The organism is Nostoc sp. C110, assembly GCF_043099725.1.
GTDB lineage: Bacteria > Cyanobacteriota > Cyanobacteriia > Cyanobacteriales > Nostocaceae > Nostoc > Nostoc muscorum_A.
The window spans coordinates 2009717-2027113 of sequence record NZ_CP171148.1 but is presented as its reverse complement, the minus strand read 5'-3'; the positions used below and the strand labels follow the sequence as shown (position 1 = coordinate 2027113).

13 protein-coding genes are annotated in these 17397 nt (G+C 39.6%); 5 read left to right on the top strand and 8 right to left on the bottom strand.

Features of this window, described 5'->3' with window-relative positions:
- Nucleotides 1-52: 52 nt before the first annotated feature.
- The 6 genes from ACFFRD_RS14285 to ACFFRD_RS14260 form a co-directional block, all read right to left on the bottom strand.
- Nucleotides 53-1822 (bottom strand): protein kinase, encoded by a 1770-nt coding sequence (locus tag ACFFRD_RS14285; RefSeq protein WP_392482054.1) that lies wholly within the window; start codon nucleotides 1820-1822, stop codon nucleotides 53-55.
- A 922-nt stretch (nucleotides 1823-2744) separates the two neighbouring features.
- Nucleotides 2745-3239, bottom strand: a complete 495-nt coding sequence (locus ACFFRD_RS14280) for a hypothetical protein (RefSeq protein WP_190960923.1) — start codon at nucleotides 3237-3239, stop codon at nucleotides 2745-2747.
- A 433-nt stretch (nucleotides 3240-3672) separates the two neighbouring features.
- On the bottom strand, nucleotides 3673-4848 hold the full coding sequence (locus ACFFRD_RS14275) for a radical SAM protein (RefSeq protein ID WP_392482053.1): 1176 nt from the start codon (nucleotides 4846-4848) through the stop codon (nucleotides 3673-3675).
- Between the two features lie 93 nt (nucleotides 4849-4941).
- A complete protein-coding gene (locus ACFFRD_RS14270) occupies nucleotides 4942-5985 on the bottom strand; it encodes a methyltransferase (RefSeq protein ID WP_392482052.1) in 1044 nt (347 codons plus the stop codon).
- Nucleotides 5986-6055: 70 nt separating this feature from the next.
- The gene (locus tag ACFFRD_RS14265; RefSeq protein WP_392482051.1) at nucleotides 6056-9160 is read right to left on the bottom strand and encodes a thioester reductase domain-containing protein; all 3105 of its coding nucleotides are present in this window, start codon (nucleotides 9158-9160) and stop codon (nucleotides 6056-6058) included.
- A gap of 746 nt (nucleotides 9161-9906) precedes the next feature.
- Nucleotides 9907-11460 (bottom strand): YcjF family protein, encoded by a 1554-nt coding sequence (locus tag ACFFRD_RS14260; RefSeq protein ID WP_392482050.1) that lies wholly within the window; start codon nucleotides 11458-11460, stop codon nucleotides 9907-9909.
- A gap of 36 nt (nucleotides 11461-11496) precedes the next feature.
- Between ACFFRD_RS14260 and ACFFRD_RS14255 the strand changes: the two genes are divergently transcribed.
- From ACFFRD_RS14255 to ACFFRD_RS14235, 5 genes are all read left to right on the top strand, one after another.
- Nucleotides 11497-11697, top strand: coding sequence for a hypothetical protein (locus tag ACFFRD_RS14255; protein ID WP_392482049.1), 201 nt, complete (start codon nucleotides 11497-11499; stop codon nucleotides 11695-11697).
- A gap of 153 nt (nucleotides 11698-11850) precedes the next feature.
- Entirely contained in the window at nucleotides 11851-13572 is a 1722-nt protein-coding gene (locus ACFFRD_RS14250) for an ATP-binding protein (RefSeq protein WP_392482048.1), read from the top strand.
- Nucleotides 13573-13729: 157 nt separating this feature from the next.
- Entirely contained in the window at nucleotides 13730-14254 is a 525-nt protein-coding gene (locus ACFFRD_RS14245; protein WP_190960929.1) for a DUF937 domain-containing protein, read from the top strand.
- 238 nt (nucleotides 14255-14492) lie between these two features.
- Nucleotides 14493-15047 carry a pyridoxamine 5'-phosphate oxidase family protein gene (locus ACFFRD_RS14240; RefSeq protein WP_392482046.1) on the top strand — a complete coding sequence of 185 codons (555 nt, stop codon included), beginning with the start codon at nucleotides 14493-14495 and terminating at the stop codon, nucleotides 15045-15047.
- 29 nt (nucleotides 15048-15076) lie between these two features.
- On the top strand, nucleotides 15077-15583 hold the full coding sequence (locus ACFFRD_RS14235; protein ID WP_392482044.1) for a GNAT family N-acetyltransferase: 507 nt from the start codon (nucleotides 15077-15079) through the stop codon (nucleotides 15581-15583).
- A 140-nt stretch (nucleotides 15584-15723) separates the two neighbouring features.
- On the opposite strand, the gene ACFFRD_RS14230 is transcribed toward ACFFRD_RS14235, so the two are convergent.
- Both ACFFRD_RS14230 and ACFFRD_RS14225 read right to left on the bottom strand, forming a co-directional pair.
- Nucleotides 15724-15900 (bottom strand): hypothetical protein, encoded by a 177-nt coding sequence (locus ACFFRD_RS14230; protein ID WP_392482043.1) that lies wholly within the window; start codon nucleotides 15898-15900, stop codon nucleotides 15724-15726.
- Nucleotides 15901-16115: 215 nt separating this feature from the next.
- Entirely contained in the window at nucleotides 16116-17348 is a 1233-nt protein-coding gene (locus tag ACFFRD_RS14225) for a DUF4336 domain-containing protein (protein ID WP_392482042.1), read from the bottom strand.
- Between the last annotated feature and the right edge of the window lie 49 nt (nucleotides 17349-17397).

The following is a 17397-nucleotide window of genomic DNA, read 5'->3' as shown; positions in this document are numbered from 1 at the left end:
CTACTTAAACTTGCTCTATGTAACAAGTACATTTATTTAAAAATTGCTGTAACTATCGAATATTCACTTCTTGCAAATAATTTACTTGCTGAAAATATTCAATCTTAGTGTCTGAATTTTTAGAGACAAATGAATTTGTTCTTTTTGCAGAAGCTATCTTTTGATTGCCAGCCTGCACGCGTTGCTTTTGAGTATACTCATTCAATTTAACTTGAGCTTGAGCATAAACTAGAGCATCTTGTGGAATATTTCGGAGAAATTTTACAGCCCGATCAAAATCACCTACAGATGCTTTTTTGTAAGCGTTCTGTAAAAAATAAGCTGCTCTGATTTGGCGCTTTCGATTATACTCAGCCAGCTTTTCTTGAACTAAAGCCCCCGCACGACTTTCTTTAGGAATTTCCCGCAGATATTGTAATGCAGTAGAAAAATCTCTGACCTCGGCACTTTCGTAAGCTTTTGCTAATAAATCTTGTGTCTGTGCTTCAATGTTAACGTATGCTTGCTGAACTAGTTTATCTGTTTTAGATTGCCAATATGAAATATTGGGAATTTGAGAAACAGCATCAAGAACATCTGACCATCGGCTCTCATGAAAAGCTATTTGAGCTATTTGGTATTGTTGTGCAGCAACTTGCCATTGCTCTTGCCATTCTTCCATTGTGGCTTGGGCTTCTGGATAAACATTGCTGTGGGAGGGAATTGATTTAGCAAGTGCGATCGCTTCTTGCAAATCCCCAGCTTGATATTCTTTTGTTGCTTTATATAAAGTATCGGTTTCTGAGTATGCAGGTGCAGTATTAACTAAAGAATATACACCAAACCCCATCAATAAAGAATTAGCTGCTAGTCCGACTTTCATTCCTGTCAATAACGGGGATGATGTGCCAGATGTAAGATTTTGAAAATCATTATCCTCAATCGCAGCAGCTTCTAGAAAAAATTCAGAATCTTCCTCTAATATTTGTGCTGGCTGATCCCATGTTATTTGTTTGAGTACCCGCAGTACCTCAGTCGCAGACTGGAAGCGATTTTGAGAATCGTAACGGATCATTTGGCTGAGAACAGCAGCTAGATAATCGTTAACTGGCGTGTCTTGAGAACGCCAAAAAATTTCATTAGTATGAGGATCAACTTTTAATTTTAGTGGTTCTAACCCAGTTAAAGCCTGGATAGCAATCATTCCCAAAGCATAAATATCGCTGTTAGGCTGTGTTTGACCAATAAATTGCTCTGGCGGTATATATCCCAATGAGGTGACAGGAATTCTATAAATCGGCAATTCCGCACCTATGCCAAAATCGATAGACTGGATTGAGCCAAAGTCAATCAAAACTAACTTGCGATCGCTATTACGTCTAATCAAGTTTTCTGGTTTGATGTCACAATGGATCACGCCTTGAGAGTGAACAAATTCTAGAATACTTAAGACATCTATCAAGAATTGTACAACTTCCCTTTCATTCCACAGACACCCCCACTGTTGAGCAATGGGCAATTCCGCAGTCAGCGCATGTCCTTCAATTAGCTCTTGTACTAAATAAAACTGGCTGTTTTCTTCAAAGCAGGCGATAAATTCAGGAATTTGTTGATGGCTTCCTAGAAGCTTGAGGGTTTCAGTTTCAGTTAGAAACATTAACCTCAGCATCTCCAAGTACCCAGGTTCGGAACTGCTAACTTTTATCTGCTTAATAACACATTTAGGATTCTGTGGAAAATCTACGTCTACAGCTATATATGTTTGTCCAAATACCCCTGCACCCAGGCTTTGGATAATTTGGTAACGCTCTTGTAATAATTTACCGATTATGTGGTTGGTCATGACCTGGTTACTCAGTAAGTCCTTATTATTTAGTTTTTCTGACATTCCCTCCTGTTTCCGGAATGGTTTAGAAATAAATAACCAGAGTTTTTATACCTTGAATGTAAGTTTACTTTGTTAAGTATTTTTGCGTAAAAACATATAATTTTTTATTAAAGCCAATACTTCGCAAAGAAGTTGTGAAGTATTGGCTATGCTGCATTCTTAACAGGGAGATTAATTAACAATCTGCTGATATTCCGGTGCAGAAAGGTGATAATTGCAGTTTTTCCTTGCAGCCAAGAAATTTTAGTGAACTGCTTAAAGACTATGCCAATCAGCCAGTTCAACACCGAGAAAAGGAGTATTAAAAATATGATTTAACCCAGGACAATTACTATATTCATTTTTGGATTATAAAGATTTAAAAAAGACGATTAGATTCCGTATCAATCAATATTTTCTTACGTCCCGTAAGGTACAGACGATTCTGTTCATCTTTTTTCCCAAGTCACTCGCAATACTGCTCGGGTTTTGCATTTTTAACTCGGAATCGGGTTTTGGGAAAAGGTTAAAGGGTAAGGGTTAAGGGTTTTTTATTTCCCTTTTCCCTTTCCCCTTTTACCCTTAACCGAGAAGTATTGAAGTCACTCGTAAAAAAGTAACCATTTTTGAACAGTTGCTGTCTGTTCAAACTCATCTGTTTCTTTTTGGATAAGAGTATCAAATGAGAGACTAGATGGTGTCACTCCACCAATAACAATTAACCATATAGCAATCTATACAAGACTTGTCAAATTACTCGTTCATGTACAGTTGTATCCCCAACTTATTAAATAAGTCAGGGATATGCTAATGAGCAAAAAAATGAATGAAACAGACTACTAATGGAGAAAACTACAATTAACTTACTGGATTTTTCGCTTGTAAGAGAAGTGTTGATTTAGTAAGGCAAACCTTTGGGATACAGAACTGCTAGACGTTTTTCACGGAGTTTGACTGTCTCAAAATAGATTTCTTCAATCTTTTTCAACTCGTCTTCAGAAATATTGAGTGCCTTTGCTCCTTTGAGTACTACAGCCCGTTCTTTTTCGTTATATTCGCCATCAGCAGCACAAGCTTGTATTGCATCAAGGAGTAGGGAACGGCGTGTTTCAATGATTAAAGGATCTCCACTAAATAGTGTCTCTAAATCTTCATCAGCCTTGTAAACTTTGAGTTTTTCGATAATTGCAGGGTCACGATTGTAGGCAGAGGCATATCCAATCACCCAATCTCTTTCTGCATCTGCTAATGTGCCATCACCATTAGCACAAACAAGCAGCGATTTAAAGTAAGCTTCATAAGATTGGTTTAATGGAATCTGTGAAAAACCAAACTGTTCTTGGAACAACCACGAAATGCCTAAATCTTCTTGCTTTTTGATATCTGTCGTCATTGCTGTTTCCTAAAATTACTTAATTTTGTAATTTACAAATTTAATCATTGCATAAAAAGCTAATAGTTAAATATTAAAAAAATCTTATTTATCGTATTATTTCAATGTTCAAAAATGCATTGAAATACAATAGCTTTTAGATTTAAAAAGCTACTTTTGATGATAAATAAATGCTAATCTCTTGAGAGAAATACAATTTAATTCACCGTTTCAATTTATTGCTTAGATTCAATAACCTAATTAGTACAATGAATCAATTTAAAAACTTTTATTCTTCTGGGGAAAAGGTTTTATTTACTACTGGCTTAATCCGAAAAGTGACAGAACAGGGCTAATTTTGCTGCTAATAATTACTGCGCTTGATCAGGAGACTTGAACCACCGCATTGAGTTCTCCCTCAGTTGCGTAAGTCCTCTTTAAGCAGTGGGAAGTTCTAATTTTGAGAGAGTAAAAAACTCCGGCTAGGCACGTTAGGCAATAAAGTTGGCTCGATACCAGCTTTTTCCATGATATCTAAAGCATACTCGTATTTAACTTTGTAACGTTTTTGTTTACTGTAAATAGCATACTGGTCTTGATAGTTGGGAGGGGTAAAATTCACGGTGATCGTATTTGCCCCTGCTTGCAGTCCTTTTAACTGACCATCTTGTCCTAATAAAACATTAAGGGCACTTACACTAGGTATCATAACTTTTGGCATCATAATTCTGGCTAAAGCCATCCAATTTAAAGTCATACTAGCGTTGCCCGCACTCATTTGAGCTAGTGGAGTACCTTTACCAGGTACAAAAGGAGATGCACTACACATATGAATTTTCTTCTTCATGGCAAGTAGGAGATCGTTCGCCAGCATCTTTGGAGTTTGTTCAATTTCGATTTTCCCATTGGCATTTACTGCTTTTAAACCGACAATGGTTCCGCTTCCCACCTCATATCCTAAACTTAATAGATCATCGATTCTATTGAGGCGATCGGATAAAAGGTATCCTCTAGCTTGTTTGTGTAAATTCCAATTGCTCGTTTCAAATTTAATAATGTATTGATTTGCGCCAGCTTCTTTGAGTATTGTGTAATCTTCTTTAGGGTTATCGCCAAGATTTAGAAGGATAATTACGTTATTCTCAAAAAGTTGTTTAATTTTAGGTATGGCTCTAGATACGGTTTTAGTCGTTGCTTTAATTTCACCTGCTTGAATGAATACAATGGGAATTTTTGCTTCTTTGATTTCTATGGCGGTTTCTAGTATTTTTTCGCTAGAAAAATTGTAACGATCTCCTAATTCTTCATTTTCAATTCTCATTGGACAATAATTACAACTCCTTTCGCAAGCATTAGTAATCTCGATCACACCTCTTAAATTTCCTTTGTTTTCCAAATACTTATGACGCACATATCTTGCTATTTCAAAAAGTAATTGCTGCTCGTTGCCTTCAAAATGAAGTATCTCTTGGAAGATTGATTGGAAAAATTGTCTGTACTCTTGGGATTCTGTTGATTCCTTTTCTAGATATGGACTTTCAGTAATAGCATCAATTTGGATGGCTGCTAAAAGCCGCTCTTTTTCCTGTTCTGAAATATCTAGTAAAGTTTCAATCAAATTTTGCTTCATTTTATTTACCTTAAAACTATGAGTGTTGTATAAAAAAAAGATTTACCAAGCCTCTTTGTAGTGAAAACGGAGACTTATTTTTCCTGTTCCTTTTTATAAGCGAATAGCTTCAATTATGCTGATTGGAGGCGCTACTGGATAAATTTTTGTCAATGAGAAACCTGCTGTTTCTAGTAGAACTTGATACTCAGTTTCAGTCCGTTCACGGCCGCCATAATTCACGAGCATCTGCAAGTCGAGGAGTTTCCCAAAAAATGGTTCGTTGCCTTTTGGTATAACCATTTCGACTAGCAGTAATTTGCCGTTAGGCTGCATCGCTTGGTAACAATTTTTCAGGATGGCGATCGCTCTTTCATCATCCCAATCGTGAACAATATACCGTAGCAAGTAAGCATCTCCACCTGTGGGTACTGATTCAAAGAAGTTCCCACCGACTAGTTGACAACGATCTTGTAGTTCCAGGTCTTCAATCACAGGTTTGGCATCTGCAACTACATGGGGTAAATCAAATAAAATCCCCTGCATTGTCAAATTCGCTTTGAGAATCGAGGCCATCAAAGTACCATTTCCACCTCCAACCTCAACTAAGTTGTGGATGGATGAGAAGTCATAACCAGCTGCGATCGCTGCATCTTGTTCGCCAGAAATACTACTAATAGCTTGAGTGTATATTTTAGAAGCAGAAGGCTCAGTAGCTAGATAATCAAATCTCTCCATCCCGAAGATATTTTTGAATACAGGTTTTCCGGTTTTGATACTTTCAAGTAGATGTCCCCAAGGTTGCCATTCCCAGGCTTGACCAGATTTGATAGCATAACCACGTAGAGAATCGGTGCGATCGCTTTGCAAACTTTCGGCAACAGGTGTCAACTCAAAGTAGCCTGAATTACCTTCAGCAAATATACCAACACTAGCAAGGGCACGTAGTAGTCGGTAGAGCGATCGCGCATCTACACCAGTTTTTGTTGCTAATTCATCGTAACTTTTAGAACCATCCTTGAGTAAATCTGCAATACCAAGTTGAGCAACTACATAAATACCTTGCGTAATCCAAGCACCAGCGATCATTTGCTTTAATGTTTGTGTAGTCTGCATATCATTTTTATCGATGGGATGTTGTAATTCTGTTTGAAACATAAAAGAAAGCCTTATATAGGAATCCGGTTTGATTTTTAAATCCTATTTAAAATTGCTTGATTGATAACAGTCAAGCCAATTTATTAGAGGGTGGCGACACGCCAAGCCAACCACTAAAAAGAAAATAGGAAAAATAAGTATTGAGTAATTGAGTATTCACTGGAGGACACATAATTGAACTTCCTGCAAGAGCATCTTGTGTTGCTAAACAACTAATTTTTGGCTCAGTTGATTGCTGATACTGCTTGTGATAAAAAGGCAACAGATGATACAAAGGATTTTCCTGAGAGCGTACAGAATTATTTAGTTTTATTTGCCAATCTTTATAAGCAATATGCTCAATCTGATAGCCAAGAGAGCAGATAAAATCAGTTAATTCTTTCCAAAAAATAGGTTTAGGATTATTTAAGTGAAAAGCTTTACCAAGAGAATCTTGTTGCTTTGATAAATACACAATACTTTGGCTGAGGTAATCCACAGGAGCTAAATCTAAGGTGTCAGTAATGTCTGTTATGCTTCCCATTTGTATACAGCCTTTGATGGTGCGGCAAATCACATCATCTTTATACCAAGCGCCTGTTTGACTATGCCCAGAAATAAATGGTGGCCTATAAATTGAAACTGGAATTCCTCTGTCACTCGCTAACATCATTAACTTTTCTGCCACCCATTTACTCTGAGAATAAGCCAGTCTCATTCCCTCACTATGAGCGAGTTGATCGGATTCAGTTACGACTTTTCCTGCATAAGCTGATGACTCAAAAACCGCGATCGTAGAAATGTAATGTACCGATTTGGTTTTTATACAACTCGCTAATCTCAATATTTCCTGAGTTCCCAAAACATTGGTAGGCTTTAATGCTGAATAGGGATAAACATAATTAATCCAAGCAGCATTGTGATAAATTACATCGATGATGCTGCTCATTTTTTGAAAATCTTGTGATGACAAACCTAACAGTGGTTGAGATAAATCACCCAATACAGGAATAATTCTATCAGCAAAATCATCATGCCAAATCCCGTATGATTCTAAGTTATTTTGAAGCCTTATTTTCCCTGATTCAGCATCAATAGAACGTACTAAGCAATAAACATCTGCTTGGGTTTTTAACAGTAACTCTTGCAGTAAAAAAGCTCCTAGAAATCCCGTAGCTCCAGTTAATAAAATAGCAGCAGGTTCAGTTACAAATGACTCAGATGGATATTCAGGAAAGATTGTAGAGTCTAAAACAACTTCTGAATTCAAATCTGTTGCTAATTCAGTCGATGATTTTTTTGAGAGAATTGTGTTTTTCGCTGCTAGTTGCTGAAGCAAGAAATTTACTAATTGGTTGATATTGGAATTACCCAGCAACATATCTATGGGTATGTCTACTCCTAATTCAGTATCAATACGATTCTTCAAATCTATATTCATTAGAGAATCAAGCCTCAGTTCATGTAAAGGCTTTTCTATATCCAGATTTTGAGATGTATTAATGCCTAAAACTTTGACAAATTGCTCTCGAATGTAATCAATTAATAGCTCTTGACGTTGACCTAAAGAAGCATCATCTAACTGTTCTAGAAATTCTAATCGTTGCTGCAATGGCTGCTCGTCAGAGGATGCTTCTTTGATATTTCTTAGTTCTTGTTGTGCCAATACGCGGCGCAAAATTTTGCCAGAAGCTGATTTGGGAATTTTGTCCACAAATTCAAGTCTGCGGATCGTTTTATGCGGTGCAACTTGTCCAGCGACAAACTCCATAATTTGCTCTGGGGTAGCTGAATCTTTAAGCACAACAAAAGCTTTAGGAACTTCCCCACTACTGGGATGAGGACTCTTGACTACACAAGCATCAGCAACAGCAGGATGGCTCAACAAGACTGCTTCGAGTTCGGCTGGTGCTATGGAGTAGCCATTACACTTAATCAATTCTTTGATGCGATCGACTATGTAAAAGTAGCCGTCTTCGTCAATATAGACAATATCGCCGGTGTGAGACCAACCATCTCGATCAATTGTGCTGGCAGTTGCGTCGGGATTATTCAAATAGCCTTTCATAAGCTGTGGCCCCCGTACCCACAACTCCCCTGCTTGATTAAAACCTAATGGTTGTTGGGTATCGACATCTACGATTTGACATTCCACATGAGGGAGACATTGACCTACTGAACCAGGCTTGATTTTTTCACGTTCATCTGGAGTATAAGTGGTCACAAAGGTTTCTGTCGTTCCGTATGCTTGCTTTACAACGCAATTAGGAAGACGCTGTTCGCACTCCTCGATCAATTGATGGCTTAGTGGTGCTGCCCCAGAAGTCAGCACCCGCAAGCTCGAAAGATCGTATTTATCTACTATTGGCTGCTTTGCTAATGCCAGCAAAATTGGCGGAACGATGTGGATACGGGTGATTTTATGCTTTTCAATCAGGCTTAGAAAGGACTCTAAATCAAAGTGCGGCATCGTCACAACAGTAGCACCGCAAGCCAGGCTGTAATTCAGCATCACCAGGCCGTAGGCGTGAAAAAAAGGTAATACTCCAATAATTGCATCAGCCTCACTGACTGGTTCGCAGTTTTGGAATTGGTGAAAGTTGGCCACAAATGAATGGTGGGTGTGCATTACACCTTTAGGCATACCAGTAGTGCCACTAGAGTAGAGCAAGGCTACTAAATCTTTTTGTGGATTGATCTGTACTTTTGGTATCTCTCCTTCACCTTCTAAAAGCACAGAAAATGAGGTAGCTCCAGCTGCTTCACCAAATACAAATACTTCCTCTATCTTTGACTGACCAATCGCTTCTAATGCTTGCCCTACAAGGTCTGGGATGGTGATGAGATATTTTGTACCAGCATCATTGAGTTGATATGTAAGCTCTTCTGCTGTATAGGATGGGTTGATTGTAGTGATGATCCCACCTAAAGTTGCTACGGCATGGAAAGCGATCGCATATTCAGGAATATTTGGGCTGTAAATACCTAAAACATCACCCTTGGAAAAGCCACGCGCCGCCAAACCAAAAGCCACTTTACGGATTGACTCCGCTAGTTGTTTATATGTTATTATGCTGTTAGTTATGCCTTCAATGAGGGCTGGTTTATCCGCTAGCTCTATTGCTCGTTGCAATACAAATTCTGTCAGTGGCTGTTTAGGGATAGGAATGTCAGGGTATGGACTACCAAAAATCATTAGAATTTATTTTTTGAGCAGATATTTATAGGACAAAACTTTTCATACCTAATTGCAGCAAGCGGAACTAACAAAGACTTGCTTAAACGTTCCAGATGCTTGCTGCGACTTGTAAGTAGACTTTAGTTTGCTAGTTGTTGTGGTTGTCATTGTTTAAGCTCTCCAAATTGATTGGAATGCATAACACCACACTTTATCTTTCTTAACGTCTCAGACTTTTAATAAGAATGCAAGAACAGTTAAGACACTTAAGACAGTTAAGACGATATATAATTTATTCAGATAAATATATTATATTCTATAAGTTTTACTTAACTTTTCTTAATTATTTGTGAAAAAGAATCTTATCTAAACAACTTAGGAAAAATAAAAAATTTGATAATGCGTTATGTGCTATGCCATCTTTTGGCTAAATCACAACAGCAAAAAAAAAGCCATAATACACTTTAAATATCCGTTTTAAAGAGTTGCTGTTTGATCGATTATTCTTTTACCTTGACCTTTTTTTAATTAAAAGTTAAAAATTAAAAATTAGTGAAGAAGAATAATTTTTAATTAATTAATTTTGGGTACAAGCCCCCACTGATAGTGCAGCGTAAAGCCTGCGGCATAGCTTCGCTTAGAGCGAGTCCGCGAGCGTCTTGCAATTTCTAATTTTACATTTTTAATTTTTAATTGGAGCGAAGCGACTTGACTTTTGCACACCTAATAACAGGAAGCGCATTTGTTTTTGAATTTTGAATTGTTTAACTATTGATTTCTTCATCATGTTCAACTACTTCAGATTTATCTTGTAACGGCTTCACTACCCGTGCGATCGCTTCTTGAATAAAAGCTTTAATAAATTCATCTCGGCGATTAATTTGAAACTGTTTCTGCACAACTTCCGTCATTCCACCATCACCCCAATCTTGATCGTGACGAAAATATTCAATAAAACTTTTACCAGCAATTCGCGTTAAATAAGCTGCTGTCACACCTTGAATCGCCCGACCAATCAGAAAAGTAGCAACATTGAGTTGCAACGCTGTAGATAATAATTGAATTGCTCCCTTGACAATGCCCAAACTAGCAATAGTTTTCGCTAAAGAAAGAGCTAACTCTCGTCCCCGTTCCATATTCAATTCACAGCCGTAGACTCTGCCAATTTCTACAACCATTTGAGCATTAACAGCTGCTGTCGCTAATAAATCTACTACTGGTATTGGCGTGACTGACACCACACCAGCACCAATCCATTGAAACCGTTCTACGATTTTGTCAGCTTGACGGCGACGCTGACCATCGATGAGTTTTCGCGCCTCGTCTCCCAATCGCAGAGATTGCAAAAGAATGTTATCCGCCACCAAATCTTCACCTTCGGCGCGTAAAACAGCAGCCGTGCGTCGCAGTAAAGGGACAATATCGGGTTCCGGCTGGTAGGTTTCGCCAGTTTCTAGTTGTGCAGATTGGGGATTAGCTGCGATCGCCACCACATCATTAGTAGCAATAAATCCCCGTACCCGTTGACGCAACCTAGCGAGGATGGATTCTTTATCTTCATCTGTATATAAATCGGTTTTGTTGAGAACTAGGAGCGATCGCTTCCCAATTTCTGCTAATCCCCGCAACGGCTCATATTCTGAGCGTCGTAAGTCATTATCCACCACAAATAACAGTAAATCTGCTTCTGTTGCCAGTTCTCGCGCCATTTGTTCGCGTTCTGTTCCCGCCACCCCCGCTTCTAAAATCCCTGGCGTATCTGTAATTAAAATCTTGCGTTCTAATCCCTTCAACCGCAGACAATAGGTTTCTCCAACCTGGGTTGTACCCATCGGTGCATCCACTTGACCCACCATGCGTCCCATAATTGCATTCACTAGGGAAGTTTTGCCAGCACTCCCCGTACCAAATACCACTACTTGAATTTCACCCCGTGCTAAGTTCGCTTCAATCTCGCGCGATCGACTTAATAAAGCCTGACGTGTGACTTCATCTTGAATTTGCGCTACCTGTTGGCGCACAGCTTGGAGAGTTGTAGAAGCAGCGTCAGATTTAGCAGCAGGAATTTGCGCCGCAGTTACTCGCTTGGGGTTGCGGCGCGATCGCTTTTCTCCAGATTGAATTACCAATACATAATAGACAAAAGCCGCAACCAAGGCTCCTATGAGGACAATTAGCAGCAACAGCAGCAAATTGCCAAGCAACGGCGAATAGGATAATTGCCAATAGAGGCGTGATAGGGAATCAATTAGCCATAGGGCTAGCCCCAAAATGACTATCAGACCAACAATTAGCGTTACTATGCGCGGCAGAGGCATGGCTAGGAAAGATTAGTGGGTATTTTCAGTAAGCAGATGCTTCTGATCTTAATAGTTTCACCTGGATTTCTCACTAGTGAGAAATTAAGGAGTGTGGGAGGTGTGGGAGGCGTGGGAGGTGTGGGAGGATGGGGAAGAAATCTGACCCCGCAAACTCCCTACACTCCCCACACTCCCCACACTCCCCACACCTCCCACACTCCCCCGGCTCTCCCTTCAGTAGGCAGATACTTATAATCTTCATAGTTTCAGTATTTTTGACCAGGGTAGAAAAAACCCCTTTTGATAAACTAAGAGCGAATTTTGTATTAAATGTGTTCTCACTTGCGGCTGGATTTCTTGTTTTTGATGAAAAACCACGTAGTAAAAAATTCAACAACGAGTAATACCATGACTGCGATACCTAAATTAAAATACTTTAACTGGGTTCAACAGAGATTCCATCGCCTTAGTATTCGGCAAAAAATTTTTTATGGATACGGTTTGGCTTTGGGAGTTGCAGTTTTAGGAACGACAGCAGGGTTGGTAATAGGCGATCGCTACTTTCAAGAAGCCAGACAACAGATTATATTGGTAGACGAAGAAGGAAGCTTGTTAAGTATTTTGCAAGGCGAACTGTTAGAAATACAGATCCACCAAAAAGAAATAGTGCCTTTTTTACAGCAGCCACAAGCGTTGCAAAGGGGAATCTCTCATTTCAAAACCGATCTGGCGGATGCAGAAACGCTGATTTCTCAGGCACAAGAATTTAGTCAAAACAGTTCCCAAGAGGATTTACAAGCTCTGCTTACAAAGCATAACAGCACAATAGCCGAATATTTTGAACAACTCAGGTCGCTGATTCGGCAAATTTTGCCATTAACTTCACAGCCAGAGGGAGCTATAAAAGTACAGCAATTAATCTCGAAATTCAGCCAAAGTCAGGATGTTCTAAAATTTTACCAATTTGCCCATGAGTTAACTGATTTTGCCAAAACACTTCAAAAACGCCAAGAGGAAGCTCATCTAGCCCAGAATCAGGCTGCACTCATCCAAGCTCAGATTATTCTTGGTAGTATGCTGCTGTCAATAGCGATCGCTGCTATCCTGGCTTTCTACACCAGTACAATCATTGCTTATCCAATTAAAGCGGTGACAGATATCGCCCAAAGAGTTAGCCAAGAAGCTAATTTTGATTTGCAAGCGCCCGTAATTACCCAAGATGAAGTTGGAGCTTTAACTAATTCCCTTAACCAGCTAATTCGACAGGTGAAGCACCTTTTAGAAGAGCAACAAGCTGAGTCCCAAGTACGACTAATTCAAAGTGAAAAAATGTCTAGTTTAGGAAGAATGCTGGCTGGTGTTGCTCACGAAATTAATAATCCTGTAAATTTTATTTCTGGCAACCTCGTACACGCGAAAAACTATACTGACGATTTATTAGCATTACTGCAAGTATATAAAGCCGAAGTTCCTCAGCCTTCCACTGCTATACAAACTCTCGCAGAAGAAATTGATTTGGGGTTTCTAGAAGTAGATTTGCCAAAACTCTTTAATTCAATGAAAATCGGTGCTGAACGCACGCGAGAAATTGTCCGAAGTTTGAAAGATTTCTCTCGTTTAGACGATGGGGAAGCGCAGTTAGTCGACCTACACGCTTGTCTAGATAGTACATTATTGATTCTGAATAATCGCTTTAAAAATGGCATTAACCTTGTTCGTAGCTATGGAGAGATTCCCACGATTCCAGGTTATACAGGTTTACTTTATCAAGTATTTATGAATCTTCTCAGCAATGCACTTGATGCTTTAGAAGAAAAATCAGATGAAAATCCCAAATTTCTCCCTGAAATCACTATTATTACAGAATGCTGGGAGAATGATTTGGTGATAGTGCGAATTGCCGACAACGGCCCTGGTATTTCACCAGAAAATCAGAAAAAGATATTTGAAACATTTTTTACCACCAAGCCACGAGGCATTGGTACTGGTTTAGGGCTAGCGATCGCATATCAAATTGTGGTAGAAAAACATAAAGGTAAGATTACCTGCCAATCTGAGTTAGATAAAGGTACAGAGTTTGCGTTGGCTCTGCCCACCGCAGGTATCGCTCTGCCTATTTCTCATCCTTGAGTTAGTAGCTTTTCAAAGTTAATTTTTTCATAATAATCAACAGCAAGTATAAGGTTGCGTGTTTAAATCTTTTGAGTGGACTGACGAAAGTTTGCCTACACAAACACTTCAAGCCAGTTTTGGCAAGCTTTTTGAGAACAAAAGGAGAAATAAATTTATGGGACTTTTCGATCAAATTCTTGGTGCAGTTGCTAATCCCAATCAACAGGGAAGCTTAGGGCAACTGGGAGGAATTATTAACACTGTACAGCAATTGAGCCAAAGTACTGGTGCAGATCCTTCTACCATTCAATCAGTCTTGTCAATTGTCGGTGGTCAAGTGCGTTCTGCTTTACAAGACAAGCAAGCCACAGATGGTAATGAAGCCGCACAAAGTTTAGTGAATCAATATGCTGGGACTTCGCCTAATCCCCAAGCCGTCAATTCGCTGTTTTCTCCTCAGATTCAACAACAGGTAGCTCAGATTGCTTCCCAGCGCACTGGATTGGATGCTGGTGTAGTTCAACAATTGCTACCTTTAGCAGTACCTTTAGTCCTGAATTTTTTGCAATCAGGTGCAAATGCTCAAAATCCCCAAGCTGGCGGTAATCCTGTACTGAATTCCTTCTTGGATGCTGACGGCGATGGTGATGTAGATATCGCTGATGCCATCCAAATGGCTAGTCGGTATATGAGACAGTAAGTAAGTTGGCACAATAAAATCAAACTATGTAAATAAAAAGGAACTAGGCTTAAACCCTTATGCCTATTGCCTATTTCCTTATCCCAAAGACAATTATTTACGCCCACTTACTTAATACTTTTCCTAACTCGAAACTCCCATTTGCTCAGACATCGGCAATTGGGCCTTGCTAGATATTTAGCTAAGGCATAGGCTGAGAAGATGAGAAATTTGTATGTGAATATAAATCAGACAGTCTATGTCTAAACTTTTTGACTGTATTACAGACGAACTGCAAGACTTTATTGCAGCCCAACACCTGTTCTTTGTTGGCTCTGCACCCTTGAGTCCTACGGGTCATGTTAATCTATCTCCTAAAGGTTTAGGATGCTTTCGCGTTCTCTCTCCCAAACAAGTAGGTTACGTAGACCTTACAGGCAGTGGTAACGAAACCTCAGCCCATTTGCAAGAAAATGGGCGGATAACCTTCATGTTTTGCGCCTTTGAAGAACCTGCATGTATCCTGCGTCTTTACGGTCAAGGAAACACGATTTTACCGGGTTCTCCAGAGTGGGACTCTCTGTACTCTCTGTTTTTACCAATGCCTGGAACTCGCCAAATTATCGTCGCTGATATTGAAAAAGTACAGACTTCTTGTGGTTTTGGCGTACCACTTTATGAATATCGAGGTGAGCGCCAGACTTTAGTAAACTGGGCTAGTAAAAAAGGTGAAGAGGGAGTTCGAGAATATCAACAGAAGAAAAATCTTGTCAGCATTGACGGTTTACCAACACCGCTAAGTAAATTATCCTAAATTTTACAAAAGTGGATGGGGCATGAGTTATGGATTATTCTATTCGTCCATTGACACAGGAAGATGAGCCTTTTCTCTGGCTTATGCTTTATGAAGCAGCGCATCTGGAAAAAGAAGGTAATCTGACAGTGCAGGATGCCATAAATAATCCTGATTTGGCAAAATATGTTAAAAATTGGGGATGTAAAGATGATAGCGGCTTTATCGCTATTCTGGAAACTAGTAATCAGCCAGTAGGATCTGCATGGCTGCGTCTATTGACAGGTGAAAATAAAGGATATGGCTATGTTGACGATCAAACTCCTGAACTAGCTATTGCCATTCTTCCCCAACATAGAAATAAAGGTATAGGAACGCAGTTACTCACACATTTGTTAGCAGCAGCCCAAACATCTTATTCATCAATATCACTTAGTATCAGAGCGACAAATCCAGCCTTGAGTTTATATAAAAGGTTTGGCTTTGAAATCATTCTTGGCAGCGAAATAATCAACCGAGTTGGTAGCATCTCTTTTAAGATGAAAATTGATTTTTGAAATAGTTTTAAAATCCTCTCTTGATTTTGATTTTGCTTTTAGGGAACTCCAAAAAATAAATTATCCAATCTCTGTACTTCACTACGATTTTCCCTCCCCCTGCCCTTAAAGCGATGGAATATTTTTTATTTGGAAGTCCCTTATGACCCTTTTGGGTTGGTGTCACCAGCAATTATGGCTTGAAACAAGTTTACCAGTAAAGAGAAAAATGCCGAAACTAACACTACCAGCATCAAACTAGCAAGGGCAGCAAAGGGAGAAATGATGAATAAGAGTAACAGTGCAAGCATCAAAATCGTTAGTAATGTCTTATTCATCTTTTTTCATCTTTAATAGTTTCTATTCTCAAGTTAACCAACTAATCTATGAACTTGACCACAGTCAATAGAAAGAATTAGTCTTAGTTCTCTGGTAGTAATTTGCAAGCTAATTGAGTGCCAAAGTTTAATTTAGAAATAAAAAATCGTACCGCTATAGTTTTGCAGTCATAGCAATTTCTGATTCTTTAGCACAGCAGTTACAAAAAATTATCCTACACCTTCTCCTTTGCTACTGGCACAATGCCCAACTTATTTAAACCTGCATCAATTTCTTTAAGTAGTTTAAAATCCTCCTCTGGTAAAGGATAGCTGCTACTGCTGAATAAACCCCCACTAACAGCAGGCTGCTTTTCCAAAAAAGAGAAAGCTTGACGAAACTGATACGCTTGGGCTTTTATCGGTGCATCAAAGTGGCAGGGAATAATCCACTCGAAATCCCAACTAGCAACTTTATCAGCCCAGTCAATGGTTTCTTGTGGTGCGCGGTTGAGAATCAATGTCTGTAAAATTGGTGCAACAAACAACCGCCCATTACCTCGCAGGGCATCAAACGATCGCAGCCAATCTGGATGCCATTGAAAGGGGTACAATCCAAAATAAGCTTTCCTTGAGCGTTCTGAGGCTTTCAAGGCATCTTGCAACACCTGATTCCATTGGGGTATATTTAGTGCGCTTGGTTGAAAGTACAAAGCAAACAGACAGATGCGCTGCCAACCCTTACGGCGATTTACCTGAATGTCTGCAACAATATCAGAAGCACGATCCTTGGCATGGAATAGTAGGGGATATGGATCTAATAAAACGATCGCAGGTGGATCGTCTGGGATAGAGAGTACAGAATCAGTTACTAAAAGAGTATGCGATCGCTTGTGGAAAAAAGCAACTTCCGCAAATCGACCAGGGCCAAGGTCGATGGGGCCCAGCATCGCATAATCAAACTCGTCAGCAAAGGGTGTTTTGCTACTATCTTCTGGGAGTACCTGAGTCCGTTTTGGGGGTAAACCAAGCCAGCTAAGGGGCAGATTTAACGGGAAACTCCACTGATGGGGAGCCACAAACACCTGTGCAGTCGGAAAATATCTGGCGAAGGGGCCGACAAAAACTTTGTGTTCTATACCGGAGATAGTCGGCAGAATTATGTACTTAACATTACCATGTTCTGCCACCAACTCATTCACAAGCCGAATGCACTCTGGGGTTGGTGCAACAGGCGCATAGATAAGAAGACCCCCAGCTTCGAGTTTAACTACAGTCATGCGAATCGGCACAACAACGTAGAAAATGCCCTGAATCTGGTCAAAACTCCAGATTGTGTCCTTAACCACTTCTTTGCGGATTGTCTCCCGCCTGCCATAAGGGTAGAGTGGCAGAACAGGCCATAATCCCCATGAAAAGTCTTTTGGATTTATCTGTTGTGCATTGACTATGCGTTCATCATCAGCCACTCTGCAACCCCCTCCAAATTCCCTGCTCAAATTGTTTTATTTACTATCC

What these genes read in the sequence shown, in the direction of transcription:
- ACFFRD_RS14270 (WP_392482052.1), bottom strand. Translation starts at nt 5,985, where the DNA reads ATGTTTCAAACAGAATTACAACATCCCATCGATAAAAATGATATGCAG.
- ACFFRD_RS14240 (WP_392482046.1), top strand. Translation starts at nt 14,493, where the DNA reads ATGTCTAAACTTTTTGACTGTATTACAGACGAACTGCAAGACTTTATT.
- ACFFRD_RS14245 (WP_190960929.1), top strand. Translation starts at nt 13,730, where the DNA reads ATGGGACTTTTCGATCAAATTCTTGGTGCAGTTGCTAATCCCAATCAA.
- ACFFRD_RS14265 (WP_392482051.1), bottom strand. Translation starts at nt 9,160, where the DNA reads ATGATTTTTGGTAGTCCATACCCTGACATTCCTATCCCTAAACAGCCA.
- ACFFRD_RS14260 (WP_392482050.1), bottom strand. Translation starts at nt 11,460, where the DNA reads ATGCCTCTGCCGCGCATAGTAACGCTAATTGTTGGTCTGATAGTCATT.
- ACFFRD_RS14230 (WP_392482043.1), bottom strand. Translation starts at nt 15,900, where the DNA reads ATGAATAAGACATTACTAACGATTTTGATGCTTGCACTGTTACTCTTA.
- ACFFRD_RS14255 (WP_392482049.1), top strand. Translation starts at nt 11,497, where the DNA reads ATGCTTCTGATCTTAATAGTTTCACCTGGATTTCTCACTAGTGAGAAA.
- ACFFRD_RS14235 (WP_392482044.1), top strand. Translation starts at nt 15,077, where the DNA reads ATGGATTATTCTATTCGTCCATTGACACAGGAAGATGAGCCTTTTCTC.
- ACFFRD_RS14275 (WP_392482053.1), bottom strand. Translation starts at nt 4,848, where the DNA reads ATGAAGCAAAATTTGATTGAAACTTTACTAGATATTTCAGAACAGGAA.
- ACFFRD_RS14285 (WP_392482054.1), bottom strand. Translation starts at nt 1,822, where the DNA reads ATGACCAACCACATAATCGGTAAATTATTACAAGAGCGTTACCAAATT.
- ACFFRD_RS14280 (WP_190960923.1), bottom strand. Translation starts at nt 3,239, where the DNA reads ATGACGACAGATATCAAAAAGCAAGAAGATTTAGGCATTTCGTGGTTG.
- ACFFRD_RS14250 (WP_392482048.1), top strand. Translation starts at nt 11,851, where the DNA reads ATGACTGCGATACCTAAATTAAAATACTTTAACTGGGTTCAACAGAGA.